This is a genomic window from Actinoplanes sp. NPDC049265 (assembly GCF_043197135.1).
Classification (GTDB): domain Bacteria; phylum Actinomycetota; class Actinomycetes; order Mycobacteriales; family Micromonosporaceae; genus Actinoplanes.
Window position 1 is genome coordinate 1 of record NZ_JBICSP010000010.1, and the last position, 20,615, is coordinate 20,615.

21 protein-coding genes are annotated in these 20,615 nt (G+C 67.2%); 9 read left to right on the forward strand and 12 right to left on the reverse strand.

Translation table 11 applies throughout. The features are described 5' to 3' along the window. Nucleotides 1–445: 445 nt before the first annotated feature. On the reverse strand, nt 446–1,321 hold the full coding sequence (locus ACGFIO_RS23260; RefSeq protein ID WP_392828524.1) for a hypothetical protein: 876 nt from the start codon (nt 1,319–1,321) through the stop codon (nt 446–448). Nucleotides 1,322–2,524: 1,203 nt separating this feature from the next. On the opposite strand from ACGFIO_RS23260, the gene ACGFIO_RS23265 reads away from it, so the two are divergent. Then, nucleotides 2,525–3,316: a hypothetical protein gene (locus tag ACGFIO_RS23265; RefSeq protein ID WP_392828525.1), complete on the forward strand. Its 792-nt coding sequence runs from the start codon at nt 2,525–2,527 to the stop codon at nt 3,314–3,316. Nucleotides 3,317–3,346: 30 nt separating this feature from the next. On the opposite strand, the gene ACGFIO_RS23270 is transcribed toward ACGFIO_RS23265, so the two are convergent. Then, nucleotides 3,347–4,558, reverse strand: coding sequence for a helix-turn-helix domain-containing protein (locus ACGFIO_RS23270; protein ID WP_392828527.1), 1,212 nt, complete (start codon nt 4,556–4,558; stop codon nt 3,347–3,349). Then, nucleotides 4,479–5,123: a hypothetical protein gene (locus tag ACGFIO_RS23275; RefSeq protein ID WP_392828529.1), complete on the reverse strand. Its 645-nt coding sequence runs from the start codon at nt 5,121–5,123 to the stop codon at nt 4,479–4,481. The genes ACGFIO_RS23270 and ACGFIO_RS23275 overlap by 80 nt, the downstream gene beginning before the upstream one ends. An 858-nt stretch (nt 5,124–5,981) precedes the next feature. Here ACGFIO_RS23275 and ACGFIO_RS23280 point away from each other — a divergent pair. After that, on the forward strand, nt 5,982–6,161 hold the full coding sequence (locus ACGFIO_RS23280; RefSeq protein WP_392827446.1) for a hypothetical protein: 180 nt from the start codon (nt 5,982–5,984) through the stop codon (nt 6,159–6,161). A 73-nt stretch (nt 6,162–6,234) separates the two neighbouring features. On the opposite strand, the gene ACGFIO_RS23285 is transcribed toward ACGFIO_RS23280, so the two are convergent. Then, nucleotides 6,235–7,134 carry a hypothetical protein gene (locus tag ACGFIO_RS23285; RefSeq protein ID WP_392828531.1) on the reverse strand — a complete coding sequence of 300 codons (900 nt, stop codon included), beginning with the start codon at nt 7,132–7,134 and terminating at the stop codon, nt 6,235–6,237. A gap of 125 nt (nt 7,135–7,259) precedes the next feature. Here ACGFIO_RS23285 and ACGFIO_RS23290 point away from each other — a divergent pair, with 125 nt between their 5' ends. Then, entirely contained in the window at nt 7,260–7,436 is a 177-nt protein-coding gene (locus ACGFIO_RS23290; RefSeq protein ID WP_392828533.1) for a hypothetical protein, read from the forward strand. Nucleotides 7,437–7,530: 94 nt separating this feature from the next. Here ACGFIO_RS23290 and ACGFIO_RS23295 read toward each other — a convergent pair whose 3' ends face one another. Genes ACGFIO_RS23295 through ACGFIO_RS23305 form a run of 3 tightly spaced genes read right to left on the reverse strand, consistent with a single transcriptional unit; the run spans nt 7,531 to nt 10,594 of the window. Further along, nucleotides 7,531–8,955: a hypothetical protein gene (locus tag ACGFIO_RS23295; protein ID WP_392828535.1), complete on the reverse strand. Its 1,425-nt coding sequence runs from the start codon at nt 8,953–8,955 to the stop codon at nt 7,531–7,533. 9 nt (nt 8,956–8,964) lie between these two features. Then, complete coding sequence (locus ACGFIO_RS23300) at nt 8,965–9,408, reverse strand: hypothetical protein (RefSeq protein WP_392828537.1); 444 nt, start codon at nt 9,406–9,408, stop codon at nt 8,965–8,967. 58 nt (nt 9,409–9,466) lie between these two features. Next, nucleotides 9,467–10,594: a thiolase family protein gene (locus tag ACGFIO_RS23305; RefSeq protein WP_392828539.1), complete on the reverse strand. Its 1,128-nt coding sequence runs from the start codon at nt 10,592–10,594 to the stop codon at nt 9,467–9,469. Nucleotides 10,595–10,630: 36 nt separating this feature from the next. Here ACGFIO_RS23305 and ACGFIO_RS23310 point away from each other — a divergent pair, with 36 nt between their 5' ends. Then, a complete protein-coding gene (locus ACGFIO_RS23310) occupies nt 10,631–11,068 on the forward strand; it encodes a PH domain-containing protein (protein WP_392828541.1) in 438 nt (145 codons plus the stop codon). On the opposite strand, the gene ACGFIO_RS23315 is transcribed toward ACGFIO_RS23310, so the two are convergent. Both ACGFIO_RS23315 and ACGFIO_RS23320 read right to left on the reverse strand, forming a co-directional pair. After that, the gene (locus ACGFIO_RS23315) at nt 11,062–11,958 is read right to left on the reverse strand and encodes a rhomboid family intramembrane serine protease (RefSeq protein ID WP_392828543.1); all 897 of its coding nucleotides are present in this window, start codon (nt 11,956–11,958) and stop codon (nt 11,062–11,064) included. The genes ACGFIO_RS23310 and ACGFIO_RS23315 overlap by 7 nt on opposite strands. Before the next feature lie 33 nt (nt 11,959–11,991). Beyond that, nucleotides 11,992–12,516 (reverse strand): peptidylprolyl isomerase, encoded by a 525-nt coding sequence (locus ACGFIO_RS23320; protein WP_392828544.1) that lies wholly within the window; start codon nt 12,514–12,516, stop codon nt 11,992–11,994. A 129-nt stretch (nt 12,517–12,645) separates the two neighbouring features. Here ACGFIO_RS23320 and ACGFIO_RS23325 point away from each other — a divergent pair, with 129 nt between their 5' ends. After that, on the forward strand, nt 12,646–13,248 hold the full coding sequence (locus tag ACGFIO_RS23325; protein ID WP_392828546.1) for a hypothetical protein: 603 nt from the start codon (nt 12,646–12,648) through the stop codon (nt 13,246–13,248). Between the two features lie 507 nt (nt 13,249–13,755). Here the strand turns inward: ACGFIO_RS23325 and eccB are convergent. The 3 genes from eccB to ACGFIO_RS23340 all read right to left on the reverse strand — a co-directional run bounded on the left by eccB (nt 13,756) and on the right by ACGFIO_RS23340 (nt 17,594). Then, nucleotides 13,756–15,150 (reverse strand): type VII secretion protein EccB, encoded by a 1,395-nt coding sequence (gene eccB / locus ACGFIO_RS23330; RefSeq protein ID WP_392828548.1) that lies wholly within the window; start codon nt 15,148–15,150, stop codon nt 13,756–13,758. A gap of 53 nt (nt 15,151–15,203) precedes the next feature. Further along, entirely contained in the window at nt 15,204–16,325 is a 1,122-nt protein-coding gene (locus ACGFIO_RS23335) for a magnesium and cobalt transport protein CorA (RefSeq protein WP_392828549.1), read from the reverse strand. A gap of 174 nt (nt 16,326–16,499) precedes the next feature. Continuing rightward, entirely contained in the window at nt 16,500–17,594 is a 1,095-nt protein-coding gene (locus ACGFIO_RS23340) for a PLP-dependent aminotransferase family protein (protein WP_392828551.1), read from the reverse strand. Between the two features lie 63 nt (nt 17,595–17,657). Between ACGFIO_RS23340 and ACGFIO_RS23345 the strand changes: the two genes are divergently transcribed. From ACGFIO_RS23345 to ACGFIO_RS23360, 4 genes are read left to right on the forward strand one after another with little or no spacing between them, the layout of a single operon-like run. Beyond that, nucleotides 17,658–18,389, forward strand: coding sequence for a sugar phosphate nucleotidyltransferase (locus ACGFIO_RS23345; RefSeq protein ID WP_392828553.1), 732 nt, complete (start codon nt 17,658–17,660; stop codon nt 18,387–18,389). Next, nucleotides 18,377–19,438, forward strand: coding sequence for an iron-containing alcohol dehydrogenase family protein (locus ACGFIO_RS23350; RefSeq protein WP_392828555.1), 1,062 nt, complete (start codon nt 18,377–18,379; stop codon nt 19,436–19,438). The genes ACGFIO_RS23345 and ACGFIO_RS23350 overlap by 13 nt, the downstream gene beginning before the upstream one ends. Next, the gene (locus ACGFIO_RS23355) at nt 19,413–20,132 is read left to right on the forward strand and encodes a CDP-alcohol phosphatidyltransferase family protein (protein WP_392828557.1); all 720 of its coding nucleotides are present in this window, start codon (nt 19,413–19,415) and stop codon (nt 20,130–20,132) included. The genes ACGFIO_RS23350 and ACGFIO_RS23355 overlap by 26 nt, the downstream gene beginning before the upstream one ends. Further along, nucleotides 20,129–20,614, forward strand: coding sequence for a GyrI-like domain-containing protein (locus ACGFIO_RS23360; RefSeq protein ID WP_392828559.1), 486 nt, complete (start codon nt 20,129–20,131; stop codon nt 20,612–20,614). The genes ACGFIO_RS23355 and ACGFIO_RS23360 overlap by 4 nt, the downstream gene beginning before the upstream one ends. Nucleotide 20,615 lies beyond the last annotated feature (1 nt).

Genomic DNA, 20,615 nt, shown 5'->3' on the forward strand with positions numbered 1-20,615 from the left:
TGGTCGATTGCTTGTCTTACCGGGAGCCTCACCCCGCCCAGCTATCGACTCCCTCGCCCTGCCCCCACCTGAACGAACCCAGATGAAAAGTGCTCACTGCAGCGTGCCGCAGTTGGTACGGCACCTTGCCGAGCGGGGTGCGCTGTTGTGGGGGGCTCAAGGCGTCCTTTCGAGCCGCCCGCCAGACCCGTGCGTAGGTCTCCTTCGAGATCGAACCGCGCCCCACACCTTGGGCGACGAACAGCCGGCCATCCGGAGCGTAGCCGTGTACCGCGATGTGCCAGCGGAGGGCGCGGACTAGGATTGGAGGTGCTGGCACCGGCCTGGTCGCTGTCTTCGCTCGGTGCTTTAGCTCCCGGTCCTCGATGAATGAACCGCTGTCGTCGCCCCAATCCTGTCCGACGTACTGCGTCGATCCCGTTAGCCGAAGCGTGCCCCATCCCGACTAGGGCAGCTCGCATTCGTCGACGCGGAGGTGCAGAGCCTCGGCCGGCCGCAACGCGGCGTAGTACATGCAGGCGAAGAACGCCACGAGCTTCGGTGCCCGGTCATGCACGGCGGCGAGCAAGGCGATGGCCTGCTCGGGATTGACGACCGATCGACGGTCTACCTCGTCGGTCGACTTCGGCGCGATCCACTGGACGTGGTCCATCGGGTGCGCGGTCAGTAGGCGAAGCTCAACGGCGTATCGGAGAGCGCCGTAGAGGACGCCGCGCTTGCGCGCGACCGTCGTCGCGGCAGCCGCCTTTCCGTCGAGACGTAGCGCCAGCACATCGAGCGCCTTCCGGACCAATGCCGCATCGCTCAGCTCCGTCAGCTTGACGGTGTTACCGGCCAACCATCGCACCGTGGCGGCGATGTCGTCCGGCGGCGGACCGGCGTCCCGCCGCGACTTGTTGAAGGACCAGGAATGCAGTGCGCGACGGATCTCCTCGTCAGAAGGCGCGCCTCGGCTGGCCGAAAGAAGGGCAACGGTGACGTTGGCGAGCGCTTCGGCGATGCTCTTCCGGTGCTTGCCTGCTGATCGAGCCCACTTCATATCCACGAACGCGACTGCGTGCTCGTACCACGAGCGGCTGTTCTTCTCTCTGGCCATCGGTTCGGGTAGGCCGCTTACCTCGTCAAAAGCCACTCCTTCCCGTTGGGCAGTGATCAGCTTGGCCTGGAAGCTCTCCGCGAGCGCCTTGGTCTGGAAGCTCTCGCCGCGCCGCTTCTTGGCGACGACCCACCGCACTCGATAGGTGCTGCGCGGCTTGCCGGTCTCGATATCTTCCGTCTTAGGCCCTGGGGCGATGCAGGCTTTGTAGACCTTCAATGTCACTCGTCTGACCTGCTTGACGTCCTCATTGAATGGAACCTCCCTGCTGCCCAGAGGGAGAAGATCGTCGCCGCCAACAACATAGGCTCGTTCGAGGAGCGCTCGATCATCAACGAACTACTTACGGCTCAGGAGAAGAGGAAGCTCCAGCATGAGCCCGGCAGGGTGGCTCCTGCCTGGCACTCCGCCCTGAACTCTCTTAAACCGCGCCACGATCCACCGCCGAGGTGCCTGGCGGAGGCCAACCGGATCCATGGTCTACGGCGCCCACATTCTCCTCCTCCTAATAAGGTGTCGAACGTAGTACGGATTCAGCAGGAAAGCGAATAGTGCCGCACCGAGGACCACGGAGACCTTGCCTATGATAGTCGCCGAAGACGCGAGGACTAGCGCGGCCACCAAGGCACTCAAGACGCCAGGTACGACATACCAGATGACCTTCTCGAACGGGTGTACCAATTCGCCCTCAGGGCCCATCCCGGGCGGATAAGGTAAATCCGTCCGAGACTTTGGGAGCACATCCGCTATTCGTCCGTCGATGGTAATAGCGCTAGCTCGGCCTGAGGTAAGAAGCTGAAGCTCGACCATGTCCGTGGGGTTAATCAGCAGAGGACTTATCAATACGCGATTGTCTTGGATACTGATTGTTGGCTTGAGAGCATCAGGTCGCGTCTTAGTGGCTAGAGCAGAAAAAACATTGTTGGCACCGTGCATGTGGACAGTCAGATCGGACTCGAAGTCGTCTGAGACTAAAGCCCTATCTCCGGTATTGACCAATCTGATGACAACTACACAGGCGTCGGGTACTGCTGCACCCTTGTAGGTTACCTGCAGATCTGCTGGCGTCGCACGAGGAACAACTCGTGCGTTGCTGACGACTACGTATTCAAGCCTCTTTCGATCCCTTTGGCTTCGGTATGCCAAGTAGGAAACGACCAAGGCAACGACCGCCAGAGCCGCACTGATCACTGATGCTGTGTCGCCCAATTTGGACTCCTCGCAATCGTTTGCGCTTGGGCCGAGCCGTAGAGTCGACGCACTACACGATCTGGAGGATCCTACAAGGAAACCGGCAGCCGAACGGCCCGGATGTCGACCCAAGCCCACGATGTGTCAATCCATCGCGTGTGGACTCTTAGGCAGCCGATCCGATTGCCACGTGAGACGGTATGGCGGCGAGCCACCCTCCGTGGCATCCTCGCACTCGTGAGAGAGCCGAAGTGGACGCGTGCCGCTTACGCGGCAGCGCCAGCCTTTAGAAAGAGCAAGGACGGCTCATCGAAGGTGGTCGCCACTGTCGACTGCTGGAGAGGAACGGTCGAAGAACTCTGCTCCATAGTGGAATCGCTGCTCTCTAGGCCCCCGAAGCTCAGACCGGATACCGTGCATGCTCGGATTCTATGGATTGATGGAACCAATTCCGATCTAGTAGGCCTCAAGCAAGTAGAAGAGCTCTTGAAACCGCAGCGGCTCCAAGATGTATTGGCGATCCGCTTCGACTCAGCGATGGACGACGCCGGCTTGGTCAGTCTGGTTGCACGGCAGAGGATTCCTGGTCTTGTACTACAGGTTGAGGGTAATGACCCTGCGTTCGCATTAGGCGCCGCCGAACTTGCGTTTCGCCGCATGATGGCCGGATACGTTGATCGCATGGGCGGCCTGCGGGCGCTGACATGGATGTTGTTCGGCCTGACGCCGATGATCCTCGTGTCGTGGGCAGTGGGCCGAAGCGACATTGGTACAACAACGCGTCTACTACTCTTCGGCGTTGCCGTCATTAGCGGATTCTCTATGTTTCGCTTTAGTGGTCCGAGGTTGCTCGTCGGCAGGCCACTTGTTCTCTTGGAAAGAATTCCCGACAGTCGATCGCAAGAATTGAAGAGCCACGCCGTCTCGCTCTACTCACGTACATATGTAAAGGTCGCCGCAGGAGTTGCGGGAAGTCTATTTCTAGGCGTTTTGGGGAACAAGTTGGCGGATCTAATTCCATTTCCCTAAGCCTCAGAGGGCCAATAACCGCATATTCCCTCAACCGGAGTAGCGCTTCCGAAATTCCACAACTTTACCCGACGTTGATTGGCCACGCGAAAACAACTGGTGTGACGATTCTTTACTGAGAGGCGTTGGAGCGATCGATCTCAGCACGGTCGGATGAATAGCGAGCTGCTCCGCACCCCTCATGTATGGCCGATCGCCGAATCTCCGGCTTAAGAGCGTCCACACTAGCTTGGGTTCCTCGTGCCCGACTGTAACTGGTTCTATCTTTCGCCAGCCCTTTGCTGATAGCTGAACAAAAAGTGACTTCTTCCTTGTGTCCCCTATCACCCCCAGAGAGCTTCCCCTCATGATGATGGCCTGCATGGACACGCCCCATGTCGACTTAAGGCGAGCATAGTCTGTCAGTGACAAAGAGTCGGAGAGTTCTGCCTCGGCACGGCTCAATGGAATTAGAAGCGCCGTCGCGAAGCGGTTAGCTTCGGCTTCAGCTTGAGGTAGCGGAAGCCGCGGACGGAATGTATGTAGCACGAGATGACCCAACTCGTGGGCCAACGTGAACCGATCACGGTCGCCTTGATATCCGGGGAAGTATCCGATCAGGGCTGTAGCACCCTTGCCTGCCCAGTAGGATACGCCAAAGTGTCCAACCGCTGTGTGCTCTTCGCCATCTATACCTGGTAGGACCATTGGCGCGACGGCAATACCCGCTCTTTCGAGGGCCCGCGTAAGGTGCGGAATAGGCTTATCGGGAGCAAGCCTTAGCGCCTCACGCGCTTCTGAAGCAAATTGCTCGACGGCATCATTCTCTAGAGGATCATCACCGATAGCGAACGGCAACGATGGCGTAGGATAGTTCTCAAGCTCTATAAGATCTTCGGTTACCCGATAACTTTCGCCGTAAATGGCATGAACCCGCCGAGTCGTACTCTTCCTTGCCGCAGAATTCTTCCTAAAGCGGAGGCTATCAAGCGGAACGGATGATGGTCGGACGCTGAAGAAGGTGAGCGGCGTCCCAGTAGCCTCGGCGATCTGCGCAAGCTTGTCGGTGGTGGCGTCCCTTGTGGATGTCTCAACGTCAGAGATCCAGGGCTGACTCACACCGGACACCTCGGCCAACTGTATCTGCGTCAAGCCAAGAATGTCACGTAGAGTCTTCAGTCGCTCACCCGGCGCTGCCGCCAGCATTGCCTGTTCCGCCTTCCGTCTCTTCTTCGTTCGGGATGTCGAGTTCCATCTCTTCATCCGATGGCTCGAAGCTTAGGGCAGCAAGATCCTCACCGGTCTCCGGAAGGACGAAGTCGATGTCGGTCTGCGCGTGGTCGCCCCACTTCCAGTTTCCGACAGGGCGAACAACCCTGAAGGCCGGCACGCTGGTCTTCGGGTCAATGCGCCAGATGAAAAGCAGCCTGTCATCGGCTGGGCCGAAGAGCCTGGCCTGGGGATCCATCTCGAAGAGTGGCTGGTTGCGGTAGTACGCCTGCCTAGCGCGGTTACTCCCGGGCGGGGGCACGTCAGAGTCGCGCACAGCGTGAAGGATGCGAACGCTGTAGCCGCCGTCTGTGAGCCAGAGCTCTCCGTTGCGGGCATGATTTCCCGCCAGACTCCAGGGCGCCGTCCTAGTCACGCGCAGACGTAGATGCGCAAGGGCTCGCACCGAATGCGTTGCAAACCAACGGTATTCGCCGTCATCGACCAGCTCAGGGAACGCCTTGCGGCGCCGCTGGTCAGCCCAAGTGAAGACGTCGTGCAGGGGCTCGCAGAGGGGGAGCAGTGCCTCCCGGATGCGTTCGACGTCTTCGTTAGCCATGCAGCAGATATTATCAGGCGGAAAGTTAACGTTGCTGAGTTTGGGTTCGCGACGCGCCAGCGATCGGTCCCGCAAGGCTTGCGATGTCAGAGCGCGCCGCGCGCCGGCCCCTGCGCCTGCGCACGTGCACCGGTGTCCCTGGCGAGACTCCCGCCGCGGTTCCAGTTGTAGTCTCGAATCGCTGCCAAACGAAGCCGCTCGCTGGCGTTCACGCCAGGTGGGGAGCGCACGTCCTGGACGGCGCTGGTCATCGCCGGAGGGGACAAGGGAGTTTGAGAAGCGTGTACCTACCTAGGTCGCGCGTCTTGCCGCCCGTATATGGCCCGACGTATTCCTGAGCGCGAGTGTCTCCGCTGGTCACGGCTCTGCGGTGCCCGGTCTTGAAAGCCGGTGAGGCGTTCCGCGTCTCCGTGGGTTCGAATCCCACGCCCTCCGCCAGATGAACAGCAGAAGTGCCCGCTGAACAGCGAAGACGCAGCTCGGCGGGACCGGTCTGCTAGATCGACAGTCGCATCCTTTCATCGACCGCGCCGGGAACCAGACTCAGCCCTGCGGCCCCTGGACACGTCAGGAAGACGCGGTGTGAGCGACGCCTCGGGAGGGGCCGCGAAGCCGTCCTTGTCACGGTCGCTCTTGCTGTTCGCGTTGTGCGGGCTGTGTCGACCTTGATGTTTGGTGATCGGCTTCGTTGACCCCAAGACCTTGTCCCGAGCGCCCCTCAGGGTGCTCGTCGGGCGGAGGCGACGACGGACTTGGGGTTGGCGCTCGGGGTGGCGAAGGATCGGTAGTGCCAGCTGTACCGGGGTTGGGCAGCCCAGGGGATCGTCGGGAAACGTCCTGCTCCATAGATTTCAGGGCATGACGAACAACGACTTCCGCCCCGTCCTCTGGACCGCCCTCGTGGTCCTGGCCATCGCCAACGCCGCCACCTCGGTTGCCGGGCTCACCCTGGTCAGCGTCGCGCTCGGCGTGCTGACCCTCGGCGTCGCCGCCGGGCTGGTCATGCAATACCGCCGCCACCGCCGCACCACCGCCTGAGACGATTTCAACGCCAATTTATCCAGCGGCCGGGACTACAAAGGGTCCCGGCCTGAACCGTCTTCATTGCCAGTCATGCCGACCAGGTCCAGAACGTCTTTTTGTAGACGTTGGTCAGGGCGGCTCGCTTTAAGTTGCGGGCGGATGTGTTTAGGCCACCGGGCTCCACGCTGGTTTCGGCCGTGATCCATTTTGCGCCGGCTTGTTGCGCTGCTTGGGCGCGGGCGGCGATCAGGGCCGATTGGGCGCCTCGGGACCGGTATTTCTCGGCCGTCGCGCCGGAGAGCAGCTGGGCGAACTGGCCGCGGATGTGCAGCAGGCCGACCGCGGCGATCTCGTCGCCGTCCCAGGCGCTGTAGCCCTGCCAGCCAGGCTGGTCCAGGACGGCGGTCGCAGCACCGATGGCGGCCTCGTCGACCATGCCGAAGATCTCCCACATCTTCTCGGACCAGCGCCGCGCGTCGGGCGGCTCGACCCGGGCCACCCGTAGCTCGGTCCTGCTGTCGGCGACCGCCTCGAGCACGTTGTCGACGGGGGCCGCCCATTTGAGCTCGCCGCCGTCGCTTCTGGACAGGCCGGTGGCCGCCGCGATGTTTTCCCAGTCGTCGCCGGCCGACACCGGCGTTACCTTCAGCATCGCCTTGCTGACGCCGCGGGACTGGAAGCGGTGGAGTATGGCCTCGACGTCTTCCCTGGTCAGCTCCCGGTCGAAGCTCTGGGCCTGGTTCCAGAACAGCGAATCGACGGCCGGTCGGGTCACGACCACACCCCCGGCCAGCAGATTTGCCTCGATCCCGGCTTCCATCGACATGGACGCCGCGGCCATCGCAGACCAGACCGCCGCGTCGGTCCGTTCGGCCTCGGTGAAAGAGAACCCGGCCTCGGTGAAAGAGAGGCCAGCCCCGGCCGAAGAGGAGCCAGCCCCGGTGGAAGAGAGGTCAGCCTCGGTGGAAGGGAAGTCAGTCACCTCCATCACGACGTACCTGGCCGCCGCTCGTTCACCCGCGGCCGGGGTGAGAGGCAAGTACCCCTGGCTGTACGTGGGTTGGGCAGCTCAGGGGATCGTCGGGAAAGGGCTCAGTTCGTAGATTTCAAGGCATGACGAACAAAGATCTTCGACCCGTTCTCTGGATCGCTCTGGTGGTCCTGGCCATCGCCAACGGCGCCACCTCGGTTGCTGGACTCGCTGTCGTCAGCGCCGCGCTCGGTGTGCTCACGCTGGCCGTCGCGGTGGGGCTGGTGATGCAGTATCGGCGGCACCGGCGGCACGCGTAATTCGGTGGTCTCGTCCGGGAAACCGGCGCGACGCCGAAAGGCCAAAGGGCGGGAGCGGCGAGACGCCGAAAGGCCAGGATGGGAAGGGCGGTCGTCAGTCGCGGGGCTCGACCCGGCGGACCTGGGTGGGAGCGCCGGGGCGACCGCCCGAGGACGGCTTGTAGTCGGGGACACCCACGCAGGTGAAAAGCATGGCCTCCAGGGGCTCCGACAGGTAGGCGGGGATCTCGCTGTCCAGGAACGTCATGCCGGTGGCGCCGGCGTGGTGGGCGTACGCGAGAAGGTGCAGGCGGCCCTCCACCAAGCCCGACCCCAGCTGGGCCTCGCGGTAGGAATGCGGGTCCAGCCGCGCGACGTCGGCGGCGGCGATGGCCACGAACGACGCGTCGCGGGCCAGGCCCTGGTCGAGCGCGATGCGGTAGAGCTCGTCGCGCTGACTGCCGGTGCGGATCGGGGTGGTCAGGGACGGCCAGCGGTAGAGGCCGGGAGGCAGGCCGTCGACCGCATGCGCGGAGACGAAGTGAGGGATGTCGATGCCGCGCAGGGCCAGGGACATCGACGTTGTCACAGTGGTCAGGGGTAGCGCGGCGGACGGGTCCATGCGGCGGGTTGAGCCGCGAGCGAGGATGATCTCGTCGATGGTTCGGGGGTCGGTCGGCTCGGTCGGCAGGACGTCGCCAGCGGGCCACGGGGCGCCCAGGGCCGACTGGTCACCGGCGTGCTGGGTGATGGTGATCAGGGGAAATTCCAGCGGCGCGGCGTCCACGGGGGCGGCTGCGGCGGGTGCGGCGGGATTCAGGGCGGGTACGCCGGCCAGGCCGACGACCGCCACCGGCCACTCGTGCACGCCGTCGGCTCCGACCAGCTCGGTCACCGCACGGTCGGGGAACGTCGTGTACAGGTCGGCGGGGATCCCGGCCCCGGCCGCCGCCGCCAGCAGCTGCGACAGCATGGTCCCGGCGTCCCAGTGGATGTGACGGTAGCCGCGTTCCCGGTAGCGCCATCCGGTCCGCCACGGCACGCCGGTGGTGACGATCGCGGGCGCCGGCCCGGACGGTGGCGGGCCTATCTGTACCAGCGCGTGGGCCTCGGGGTCGTACCAGTGCACGCCGGGCGGCAGCGAACCCGGCCCAGGCGGCACCGCGGCGTACAGCTCCAGCGGGAAGCGGGCGCCGGCCGACCCGGCCGCCCGGAACAGCCAGGTGCCGAACGGACGTTCCTGGGTGCGGACGACGCCGGAGGCCAGGTAGAGCAGCCGGCCGAGCTGGGCCAGGTCGAGCTCGACCGGGGCCGAGGGCACGCCGGCCAGCACGGACAGCGCCGGCGCGGAGGTCGGCGGGAGCGCGGGCAGCGGGATGCGTGGCAGCGACGCCGGGTATCGCTTGTAGAACCACGGCAGCCGGTCGAGGTCGTTGACCTGGAGGTCCTGCACGATGCGGGGGTCGGGCTGCGGATCCGTCCACTCCCGACCGGGAGCGTAGGACGTCAGGCGGTGCAGGGTCTGCGCGGCGTTTCCCACGCCGGGATCTTACGCAGCGAGGGACACGTTGCGGCGGCGCTCGGTGAAGACCTGCTTCAGTACGGCGTCCAGGCGGGAGCCGTGCGCGGGGTCGGTCACGCGCATCTGGAAACGCTCGCGGACGCCGTCGACGGCGGTGGCGCACATCTCGATGGTCGAGTCGCGTGGGTCGATGGCCCAGGTGACGTGGCTGAGGTGGCGGAGATGCGCGTTCAGGTGCAGCTGCAGGCGGTGCAGGACCCGGGTTTCCCGGGTCACCACCAGGCGGCGGTACGTGAGCAGCATCAGGAACTCGCCACCGAGCTGGGAGGCGGGGCGTACGCGAGCCACCAGCACCGCGGGGTCGTCGGGGTCGACGCAGCGGCCGATGACCGGCAGGTGCCTGGTCACCGTGGCCAGGGGGATGCCCGCCTCAGTGGCGGTGGGGAGGAACGTACGGGAGAACACGTCCATACGGCGTCTAACGGCGACCGCCCGGTGAGGCATCGGCCACCACGCCGTGAATGTCGAATTACCGGAGTTCGACGATTGTGGCGTTGGCCATGCCGCCGCCCTCGCACATGGTCTGCAGGCCGAACCGCAGGTCATGGGCGCGCATGTGGTGCAGCATCGTGGTCATGATGCGCGCGCCGGATGCCCCGAGCGGGTGACCCAGGGCGATCGCCCCGCCGCGCGGGTTCAGCCGGTCGGGGTCGGCGCCGGTCTCGGCCAGCCAGGCCAGCGGTACCGGGGCGAACGCCTCGTTCACCTCGTACACCCCGATGTCGTCGAGCTTGAGCCCCGCCTTGGCGAGAGCCTTCGCAGTGGCCGGCATCGGCGCGGTCAGCATGATCACCGGATCGTCGGCGGCGACCACCGCCGCGTGGATCCGGGCCAGCGGGGTCAGGCCGTGCGCCGACGCCCACCGCGAGGTGGTGACCGCGAGCGCCGCGGCGCCGTCCGAGATCTGCGACGACGACCCGGCCGTGACCACGCCGTCGGCCTGGAATGGGGTCTTCAACGCGGCGAGCTGCTCCAGAGAAGATCGGCGGATGCCCTCGTCCTCGGCGCAGTCGGGCAGGTCGGCGATCTCCAGCTCGAAGTCGCCGGCGTCCTGCGCGGCGGCCGCCTTCTGATGACTGGCCAGCGCGTACTCATCAAGCTGCGTACGCGAAAAGCCCCACCGCGCCGCCATCATCTCTGCGCCGACGCCCTGATTGAAGGTGTTCGTCCCGTATCGCGTGAGGATCGCCGAGCCGTACGGGTCGGCCCCCTGAGCCGACGACCCCATCGGCACCCGGCTCATCGACTCGACCCCGCCGGCCACCACCAGGTCGGCCTGGCCGGACAGCACGGTGGCCGCCGCGAAGTGCAACGCCTGCTGGCTGGACCCGCACTGCCGGTCGAGCGTGGTGCCGGGCACCGACTCGGGCCAGCCGGCCGCCAGCACCGCGTTGCGGCCGACGTTCCACGACTGCTCGCCGGTCTGCGACACCGTGCCCCAGACCACGTCGTCGACCTGCTCCGGCGCGAACCCGGACCGCTCGGCCAGGGCCCGCAGCACGTAGGCGGACAGGTCGACCGGATGGATGCCGGACAGGCCGCCGTTCCGCTTGCCGACCGGGGTTCGGACCGCTCCGACGATCACCGCATCGCGCATGCTGTCGACGTTACGCGTGCCTGCCATAGTGGGCACATGTCTGGACAGCCATGGCGGATCAAGCCGGTCCTGCCGGTGACCAAGGGCCTGGGCGCGGTCGCCGTGATGGTGCTGGTCACCGCGTTCGGGCGGGATGAAGCGGTGCAGTGGGTGCTGGCCGGCGCGGTGACGATCGGCTGTGCGTTGTGGGCGCTGCGCGATCTGGTCGCGCCGATCCGCCTGGCGGCGGACGCCGCGGGGGTCACGGTGATCGCCGGGTTCGCGCGCCGCGTCTGGTTGCCCTGGGCGCAGATCGATCGGGTACGCCTGGACCGGCGCGAACGCCTCGGCATCGCGACCCAGCTGCTGGAGATCGACGCCGACGAGGCGCTCTACCTGTTTTCCATGCACGACCTGGGCACCGACCCGCACGATGTTCTGGCCGAGCTCGAACGGTTGCGCGCGGAAAGCTCGAAGAACGCCGGCGATCAGTAGTAGCTGAGCGTCTTGACGACGACGGCACCGATCAGGACGGCGGCGATGATGCCGAGGCCGATCGACTGGAACATCGTGCGGCGCTGCTTGGGGGCGTAGGCGAGCACGCCGGCCGCCAGCCCGCCGGCGATCAGGCCGCCGAGGTGACCGGCGATCGAGATGTTAGAGACGACGAACGTGAAGATCAGGTTGATCACGATGACCGGGGCGATCGGCGCCACGCTGCGGTTGAGCCGTCTGAGAATCACGAAGATCGCGGCCATCAGACCGAACACCGCGGTGGACGCGCCGACCGAGATGCTGCGCGGGTCGAACAGGTACGACGCCACGTTGCCGCCCAGGCCGGCCAGCAGATAAAGCCCGAGGTAGCGGAGCCGGCCCAGGGACGCTTCGAGCTCGCGGCCGAGGATCCACAGGGCGTACATGTTCATCAGCAAGTGCAGGACGCCGTAGTGCAGGAACATCGCGGTGATCAGACGCCACCACTCGCCGGCGGCGACACCGTGCTCGGCACCGGGCAAACCGTACAGAGCGATCACCGCACCGCGCACCGTGAGCGGCGTCTGGTCGCCGAGCAGCCCGCCCCAGCCGCCGCCGGCCACCGCGCCCAGCCCGCCGCTGATCACCGACGCGATCATCGCGGCGACGTTGAGGCCGATCAGCCACTTTGTGACCGTGAAGGAGCGACCGGCCGCGCTGCCGCCGAACGCGGTGCGGGCCGGCCGCTGCGTCTTGCGGCCCTCGGCGACGCACTCCGGACACTGGTGACCGACCGACGCCTCGTTCATGCAGTCGGGGCAGATCGGCCGGTCACACCGGGTGCATCGGATGTAAGTCTCTTTGGACGGGTGGCGGTAACAGACCGGAACCGTCACGGGAGACTCACTCATGAATCAACGGTACCCGGAGGCGGTATGCGCCCCTCAGGCCCGCTCGATCTCGACCCGCTGGATCACGACGTCCTCCCGCGGGCGGTCGCCCGGGCCGGTCGGCGTGTTGGCGATCGAGTCGACGACCTTGGCGCTCTCGTCGTCGGCGACCGTCCCGAAGATCGTGTGCCGGCGGTTCAGGTGCGGGGTCGGGCCCACCGTGATGAAGAACTGCGAACCGTTCGTGCCCGGCCCGGCGTTGGCCATGGCCAGCAGGTACGGGCGGTCGAACTGCAGCTCGGGGTGGAACTCGTCGCCGAACTGGAAGCCCGGGCCGCCGCGGCCGGTGCCGGTCGGGTCGCCCATCTGGACCATGAAGCCGGCGATCACCCGGTGCGAGATCGTGTTGTCGTAGTACGGCCCGCTGCCCTTCTGACCGGTCCGCGGGTCGGTCCACTCCTTGGTGCCCTCGGCCAGCTCGACGAAGTTGCGCACCGTGGCGGGCGCGTGATCCGGGAAGAGTTGCAGCCGGATCGGGCCGTGGTTGGTGTGCAGGGTGGCGTAAAGCTTCTCTGCCACGGGTACTCCCGTCATCGGAGACAAGTTCAATAGCAGTTCGGATCCTCCCCCATGTGCCTGATTCCGGCAGCGCGGGGGTACCCGACAGGGCACGATGAGGTGGGAGAGACCACAGGGAGGTGGGCACTGGTGTTCACAACCATGCGCCGGAAGCGGCGTAGCGCGAGGATGAAGAACGAGCTCGGCCAGAGCATGGATCACTTCAAGCGCGCCGCGACCCTGGCCGCGCAGGAGACCAGCTCGACGGTCGGTCCAAAGCTCAACGCCGCGCGCGACCGCGTGCAGCCGGCCGTCAGCCAGGCCCGTGACGCCGCGAACAGCGGCTGGGAGAGCGCGGTCGCGACGATCACGCCGCTGGCGACGGCCGTCGCCGGCAACGTGATCCAGGCCAAGCGGGAGACCGCGAAGGCCGGTCGCAAGCACGCCAAGGTGGGCAAGAAGCAGGCCCGCAAGCTGGAGAAGCGGGCCAACAAGGTGCTCAACCGTCAGCCGAGCTCGGGGCGGAAGAGCAAGCTCGTCGGCCTCGCGCTGATCGGCGCGGCGGTCGGCGTGGGTGCCGCGTTCGTGCTGCGCAGGCGTCAGCAGGCGCAGTGGGACGAGTACGACCCGGCCCCGGTGTCAGCCGAGCCGGTGGGTGCCGACGACGCGGCGTTCGAGCCGCTGCCGCCGGTGTCCGACACGGCACCGACCATCCTCGCTGACAATCCCGAGGTGGCACGGCAGAAGCCCTGACCCCCGGGGTTCCAGCAGCGGCTGATGCGTATTTGTGCTCAGAGCGTTCTGAGCACAAATACGCATCGCCTCGTTGTGGCGGCCGCGGAGGGCACAGGCACGTCTGAACGACGGGCCGCAGCAGCCGTCACCCCCGCGGTGACGGCCTGAACGGGCACGGACACGAGCGCGTCCAAGCGACGAGCCGCGACCGTCACCCAGTGGTAGCGGCCTGACAGGCACCGCCGCGTCCAAGCAACGAGCCTCAGCCGTCACCCGCTGGTAGCAGCGAGCGCCGCCGCGTCCAAGCAACGAGCCTCAGCCGTCACCCGCTGGTAGCAGCGAGCGCCGCCGCGTCCAAGCAACGAGCCTCAGCCGTCACCCCCTGGTAGCAGCGAGCGCCGCCGCGTCCGAGCAACGGGCCGCGACGTCACCCAGCAGCGGCGAGCGGAAGCGGCCGAGCGGCCCGGGCGCCCACCGGTGGTAGCAGCCTGGCGGGCACCGAGGCTGAGCGACGAGCCGCGACCGTCACCCGGTGGTGACGGCCTGGCGGGCTTTCGCCGCGTCCAGGGCCGGGCCCTGCGGCAACATCGCGATCATCTGCGAGCTGACCTGCTGGGGTGTCACGCCGCCGTAGCCGAGGCGGGCGAGCAGCTCACGGCCCGCGATCGGGTAGCGGGTGGCGGTGTCGGTCAGGATGCTGACCGTGCCGCTGGCCGCCGGCGCGTTCGGCGATGCGGCCGCCGCGACCAGCGCGCCCTTGCCACGTGGGACGTACACGAAGTCGGCCTGCACGCCGCCCGGCGCCGCCGCCGCACCGCGCATCGGCGCGCCCGCCGGAACCGTCGCGTCGATCCGCAGGCCGGCCTGAGTGTCTTTGCTCACGGGCAGCGTCATGCAGGCCCGCACGTTCGGCTGGGCCAGGTCGGGAATCGTGGCCGGCAGCCCCTCGCTCTCGACGAACCGCAGGCGGGACGGCTGCAGGTTGCTGAACGTCGCCGTATCGAGGTTGAGCGGTGCCCCGATGCGCTGGTCGGTCTGCAGCAGCCGGGCCTGCACGTCGGTCAGCGCCGCGGCGCCGTCGCGCACCGCCACCGACCACTGCTGGCCGTCGGTCAGCAGCTGGCCGACGCGGTAGGCGGCCAGGCCGGACCGATCGCCCAGGCCGTCGATGCGCGGCGCCTGCAGATCGGGGCCGACCGGCACGGCGTTGATGAAGCCGGCCGCGACCGGCCACGGCTGCTGCGCGTTCCAGCCGAGGGCCCGCAGGCTGGCGGTGGTGCGGTTGGCGGGGATGGGAAAGCGGCGGTTGCCGAAGAGCAGATAGGTACGCTCGGCCGGGTCACGGACCAGCAGGCCGGCCTGGGTCGCGGGGGCGGCCAGGACGGTGCCGCCGGTGGCCCGCGCTCCGATGATCAGGGTGCTCTGGGGCGTGGTGGTCGTGGAACCCGCCGCCGGCGGGGCCGAGCAGACCGTCCAGTCGCCGGTCAGCAGGTCGTCCTTGACCGGCAACGAGTCGGGGGCGCCGGGGATGCCGAGCGGATCGCCGAGCGGGACCGAGGCCAGTCGTTCGCGGGAGGCGGTCACCAGCCGGGGCGCCTGGCCGTTGGCGATGAGCAGGCCGGACGTGTAGTTGAGGACCGGGTGGAGCTTGGCGCCGGTGTAGACGTAGCGCGCGCCGGAGCCCTTTTCCATGTAGACCACCGACTCGTCCCGCATGTTGCCGGTGTTGCTGCCGGTGAGCAGGCCGTAGATGGTCGCGCCGCCGACCGCGAGCGCGGCGATCACCAGGCTGACCAGGGCGGTGGTGCCGGCGCGGCGCAGCGGCGACCGGTGCGGGTCGGGGTCGTGGGTGACCAGCGCCGCCACCACCCGCTGGAGCGAGTACTGGTAGGAGTGGAGCTGGTCCTGACGCGACGGCACCCCGACACTCTAGAAGTTTCGATGGATCAATGGGGGGCGGGCCGGCCCGCCGTTCAGAGCCAGCCGTTCTTGCGGAAAGCGCGGTAGAGCAGCACCGATATCGAGACCATCAGCGTCAGCATCACCGGGTAGCCGTAGAGCCACTGGGTCTCGGGCATGTGCGCGAAGTTCATGCCGTAGACGCCGGCGATGGCGGTCCACACGGCTGAGATGCCGGCCCAGGCGGCGATCTTGCGCATGTCGTTGTTCTGGTCGACCGTGACCTGGGCCAGGCGGGCCTGCAGGATCGAGTTGAGCAGGTCGTCGTACGAGGAGACCTGCTCGACCGTACGCGTCAGATGGTCTTGAACATCTCGGAAGTAGCGCCGGATCTCCTTGGGCACCATGCGGTTCTGCGGGGCGGTGATGGTGGCCAGCGGGCGCTGCAGCGGCACCACCGCCCGGCGGAACTCCACCAGCTCCCGCTTCATCTGGTAGATGTGCTGGATCCGGGAGCCGCCGTCGCGGGAGAACACGCTCTCCTCGATGGTGTCGAGATCGACCTCGACCTGGTCGGCCACCTCGACGTAGAGGTCGACGACGCGGTCGGTCACCGCGTACGCCACCGCCCATGGCCCTTGCTCGAGGAGCTGGGGGCGCTCGGCCTCCAGGTTGGCCCGGACCGGCGCGAGCTCGGAGGCGTCACCGTGCCGGACGGTGATCACGAAGCGCTCACCGATGAAGATCATCATGTGGCCGGTCTCGACCACCTGCGACGTTTCGGTCAGCTCGCTGTGCGGCACGTAGCGGGCGGTCCGCAGGACCAGGAACTGGACCGCGCCGAACTGCTCCAGCTTGGGCCGCTGCTCGGCTTTGACCGCGTCCTCGACCGTCAGCTCGTGCAGCCCGTAGGTGTGCGCGATGTCGGTCATCTCGGCCTCGGACGGCTCGTGCAGGCCCAGCCAGACGAACGCGTTCTCGCGCTCGCAGGCCGCCCGCAGCGCCTCGTCGGGGCTGAACTCGCCGGGCTCACGCTTGCCGTCGACGTAGAGCCCGCAGTCGACGACCGAGGTGCCGTAATCGCCGGAGCGTGGGGGTTTCGGTCTGGTGTCGGAGGTCCCGAGGAAGCGGTTCATAGCGCGGACGGGCGCCGTCCAGGCGCGCGACAGCGAGCGGTTCAGGTTGTTCTCGCTCATCAAGACCTCCCCAGATGGGATGGCGCCGGGCGGGCCGGCCGCGGCTGGAGGGGGTGGAGTGCCACGGCCGGCCCGCCCGCCGCCGGGGCGGGGGGTTAGGTCCGCTGCGCATTGTCTGTCTTTTTGGCCTCGCAGCGGAAACCGTCTCTGTGTCGGAAACCCGACAGTTGCGTATCAGGAGGCCAGTTCGTCCATCGCGGCCGCGATCCGGCGTACGCCCTCCTCGATCTGATCCACCGTCACGGCCGAGAACGCCAGCCGCATCGCGTGCCGGCCGCCGTCGACGAAGAAGTCGGTGCCCTTGACGATGGCCACCCCCTTTTTCATGGCCGCCGGGAACAGCCGCTCGACGTCCACCGAGTCGGGCAGGTCGACCCAGAGGAAGTAGCCGCCGTCGGGCTCGGTGAAGGTGGCACCGGGGATGTGCTTGCGCAGCGCCTCGCCGAGAACCCGGGCCCGCTCACCCAGCGCCTCGCTGACCGTGGCGATCGAGCGGTCGATGTCACCGGAGACGCAGAACTGGTGCACGATCGCCTCGGACACCATGCCGGGCGAGATGTAGAGGTTGGTGGCCTTCTTGGCGATCGCGTCGATCAGGGCGGCCGGGCCGACCAGGTAGCCCACGCGTACGCCCGGACACACCGTCTTGGTGAAGCTGGAGGCGTGCACGACGACGTTGCCGGTGTCCTGCGACAGCATCGACGGCAGCGCCTCGCCGCGGAAACGGATGTCGACGTACGGGTCGTCCTCGAAGATCAGGAACTCGTACTGGGCGGCCAGGGCCAGCAGGTCACGACGCTTCTCGGCGGACAGTGTGACACCGGCCGGGTTCTGGTAGTTCGGGATGATGTGCGCGAGCTTGGGGCGTACCCCCGACTCCAGCAGCGCACGCAGCTCGGCGACGTCGATGCCGTCGGACTGCAACGTCACCTGGTGCACCTTGGCGCCGAGGTTTTGCAGGCTCAGCAGCGTGCGGTCGTAGGTCGGGCTCTCCACGATCACGTCGTCACCGGGCTTGACCAGGTGGTTGAAGAGGAACGCGTCGGCCTGCAACGAGCCGTTGGTGACGATCACCTGGTCCGGCGAGACGCCGTGCTTGCCGGCGATCCACTTGCGCAGCGGGACATAGCCGACGGAGGTGCCGTACGCGGTCATGCCGGCCGGGTCGGCGTCGAAAGCGCGCGCAGCCGCGTCCTTGAGGCCCTGCACATCGATGATGTCCAGGGAGGGGGCGCCACGGGCGAACGAGATCAGCTGCTCAGCGGTCATGCGGACAAGCTTACGAGCCGCCGCTATCCTCGGACCGCACCCCTATGCCCGGAAGGACCCCACATGATCGGTCTCATTCTGGCGGCCGGAGCCGGCCGCCGGCTACGCCCCTACACCGACACGTTGCCCAAGGCACTCGTGCCGGTCGACGGCGAGACGACGATCATGGACATCTCGTTACGCAACCTCGCGGCTGCTGGGCTCAACGACGTGACAGTGGTGGTCGGTTACTGCTCCGAAGCCGTCGAGCAGCGAAAGCCCTCGTTCGAGGAGAAGTACGGCGTCACCCTCACCCTTGTGCACAACGACAAGGCCGAGGAATGGAACAACGCGTACTCCCTCTGGCTCGCCCGTGAGCATTTCGCCCAGGGCGCGCTGCTGGTCAACGGCGACACCGTGCACCCGGTCAGTGTCGAGAAGACCCTGCTGGCCAGCAGTGGACCCGACATTCTGCTCGCCGTCGACAGCCTCAAGAAGCTAGGTGACGAGGAGATGAAGACGACATTCACGCCGGATGGCCGACTGGCAAGAATCACGAAGCTGATGGATCCCTCCGATGCCCACGGCGAGTACATCGGCGCCACCCTGATCGAGGCCGAAGTGGCCGCTGACCTGGCCGACTGCCTCAAGGCCACCTGGGAACGCGACCCGAATCTCTACTACGAGGACGGCTACCAGGAATACGTCAACCGAGGCGGTGAGATCCGGATGGCGGCGATCGGTGACGTGCCCTGGGTCGAGGTCGACAACCACGACGACCTGACCCGGGCGCGGGAGATCGCATGCCGTTACTAGCCCGCACCGTTCAGGCGCCGCTGCACATCGAGGTGCGGCGCGGCGCCGTGGCCAACCTCGGCACCATCCTGGCCGACGGACGGATCTCGGCCGGCGGCGACGTGGCGGTGGTCGTCGGTCCCGGGCTGGGCGAGCAGATCGCCGACCTGATCCGGCCGTCGCTCGGCTCGGCCGACGTCTACACCGCGGCCGGTGGCACCCTGGACGCCGCGATCGAACTGGCCGACAAGCTGCGGTCCCGGCACTACGACGCGGTGGTCGGCATCGGCGGCGGCGCCACCGTCGACACGGCCAAGTACGCGGCCACCCGCTGGGCCATCCCGATGGTGTCGGTGGCCACCAGCCTGGCCAACGACGGCATCGCTTCGCCGGTGGCCAGCCTGGTCAACGACGGCATCAAGGGGTCGTACGGCGTACACATCCCGATCGCCGTCGTGGTCGACCTGGACTTCGTCGAGAGCGGACCGGACCGGGTCAACCGCGGCGGCATCGGCGACGTGATCAGCAACATCAGCGCACTGGCCGACTGGGAACTGGCCCGGCAGGTCCGCAACGAACCGGTCGACGGGCTCGCCGCCTCACTGGCCCGGATGGGCGCCGAAGCGGTCCTCAACCACCCCGGGGACATGAACGACGACGGCTTCCTGACCGTCCTGGCTGAGGCGCTGATCTCCAGCGGGCTGGCCATGGCGGTGTGCGGCAGCAGCCGGCCGTCCAGCGGCGGCTGCCACGAGATCATGCACGCCACCGACGCTCTCTACCCCGGCACGGCCTCGCACGGCGAACTGGCCGGGCTGGGCGCCCTGTTCTGCACGTTCCTGCGGGACGACCGGCGCCGCTTCGCCGAGATGTCCGCGTGCCTGCGCAGGCATCAGTTACCGCGTACGCCGGCCGATGTGAATCTTGACGAGGAGCAGTTCGTACGCGTCGTCGAGTTCGCGCCGCGAACCCGCCCGGACCGCTACACCATCCTCGAACACCTCGAGATGACGCCCACAGTGATCGCCGAGAAACTGGCCGAATATGACACCGCCGTCGCCGCCGGCTGAGCCGACCGCGGCCGATTTCTATCGGGTCAACCGCGGCGGAGGCCTCTTCAGCGAGCTGGTCGGGCAGCGCATCGGTGCGCGCATCGCGGTGTTCGCGCACAAACACCGGATCGCGCCGACCGTGCTCACCGTGCTCAACCTCGGGGTCGGCTGCCTGGTGTCGGTCGCGGTGGTGGCCACCGCCGGCCCGATCGCCGACGGCCGGATGTGGGCCTGGCCGATCGGTCTGCTCGCGCTGGTCGGCTGGCAGATCGCGTACGCCCTGGACTGCTCGGACGGCCAGCTGGCCCGGGTCACCGGCCAGACCAGTCCGGCCGGCGCCCGCATCGACGTGCTGTGCGACGTGGCCGCACAGATCGCCCTGGTCGCGGCGCTCGGCTCGGTCGCCGAGGCCCAGGTCCCGGACACGCCGGCGTGGCTGCTGGCCGCCTTCGCCGGCACCTGGATGGTCAACCTGGTCACCTCGGTCATGCAGGCGGGCCCGTCCGCCGCCAGCATGGTGCCCAGCACCTCGACGCCGGTCCGGCTGGTCAAGCTGATCCGCGACTACGGCTTCGTGGTCGCCGTGGCCGGCGCGGTCCTGACCGTGGCCCCGCAGTGGGCGATCTGGCTGGTCGGCCTGTTCACCCTGATCAACGGTGCCTTTCTGGCGGCGTCGATAGCCTTCTCCGGCCGCGAGGCCCTCCGCCGATGATCGTCGCGGCCCCCGGGATCGCCCGGAAGCCCCTGCGCCACACGGCCGGCCTCCGGGTGACGACGCCGTTCCGCGGCATGTTCGCCGTCCGCGACAAACTGATGATCTCCTTGTACGCCTGGCTCGACGCGCACGAGCAGCCGCACGCCGAGACGTTCTTCCGGCTGCACGTGGTCGACATGAACGGCCCGATGGACGTCGAGCTCGGCGTGATCGTGCCGGAGCCGGTCGCCGGTGACGACCAGGTGCGTCCGGGCACGCTGCCGGCCGGCGACTACGCGACTCTCACCTACATGAGCAAGGCCCGCAGCGCCAACGGCACCCTGATCGACTGGATCCGCGCCTCCGGCCGCCGGGCGGCGGTGCGCGAGGACCCGTCCGGCGACGAGTTCGCGGCTCGCTACGAGCTCTACCTCACCGACCCGCGCACCGAGCGCATGAAAACCCGCTGGCACGTCGAGCTGAGCATCCTCCTCACCTGAT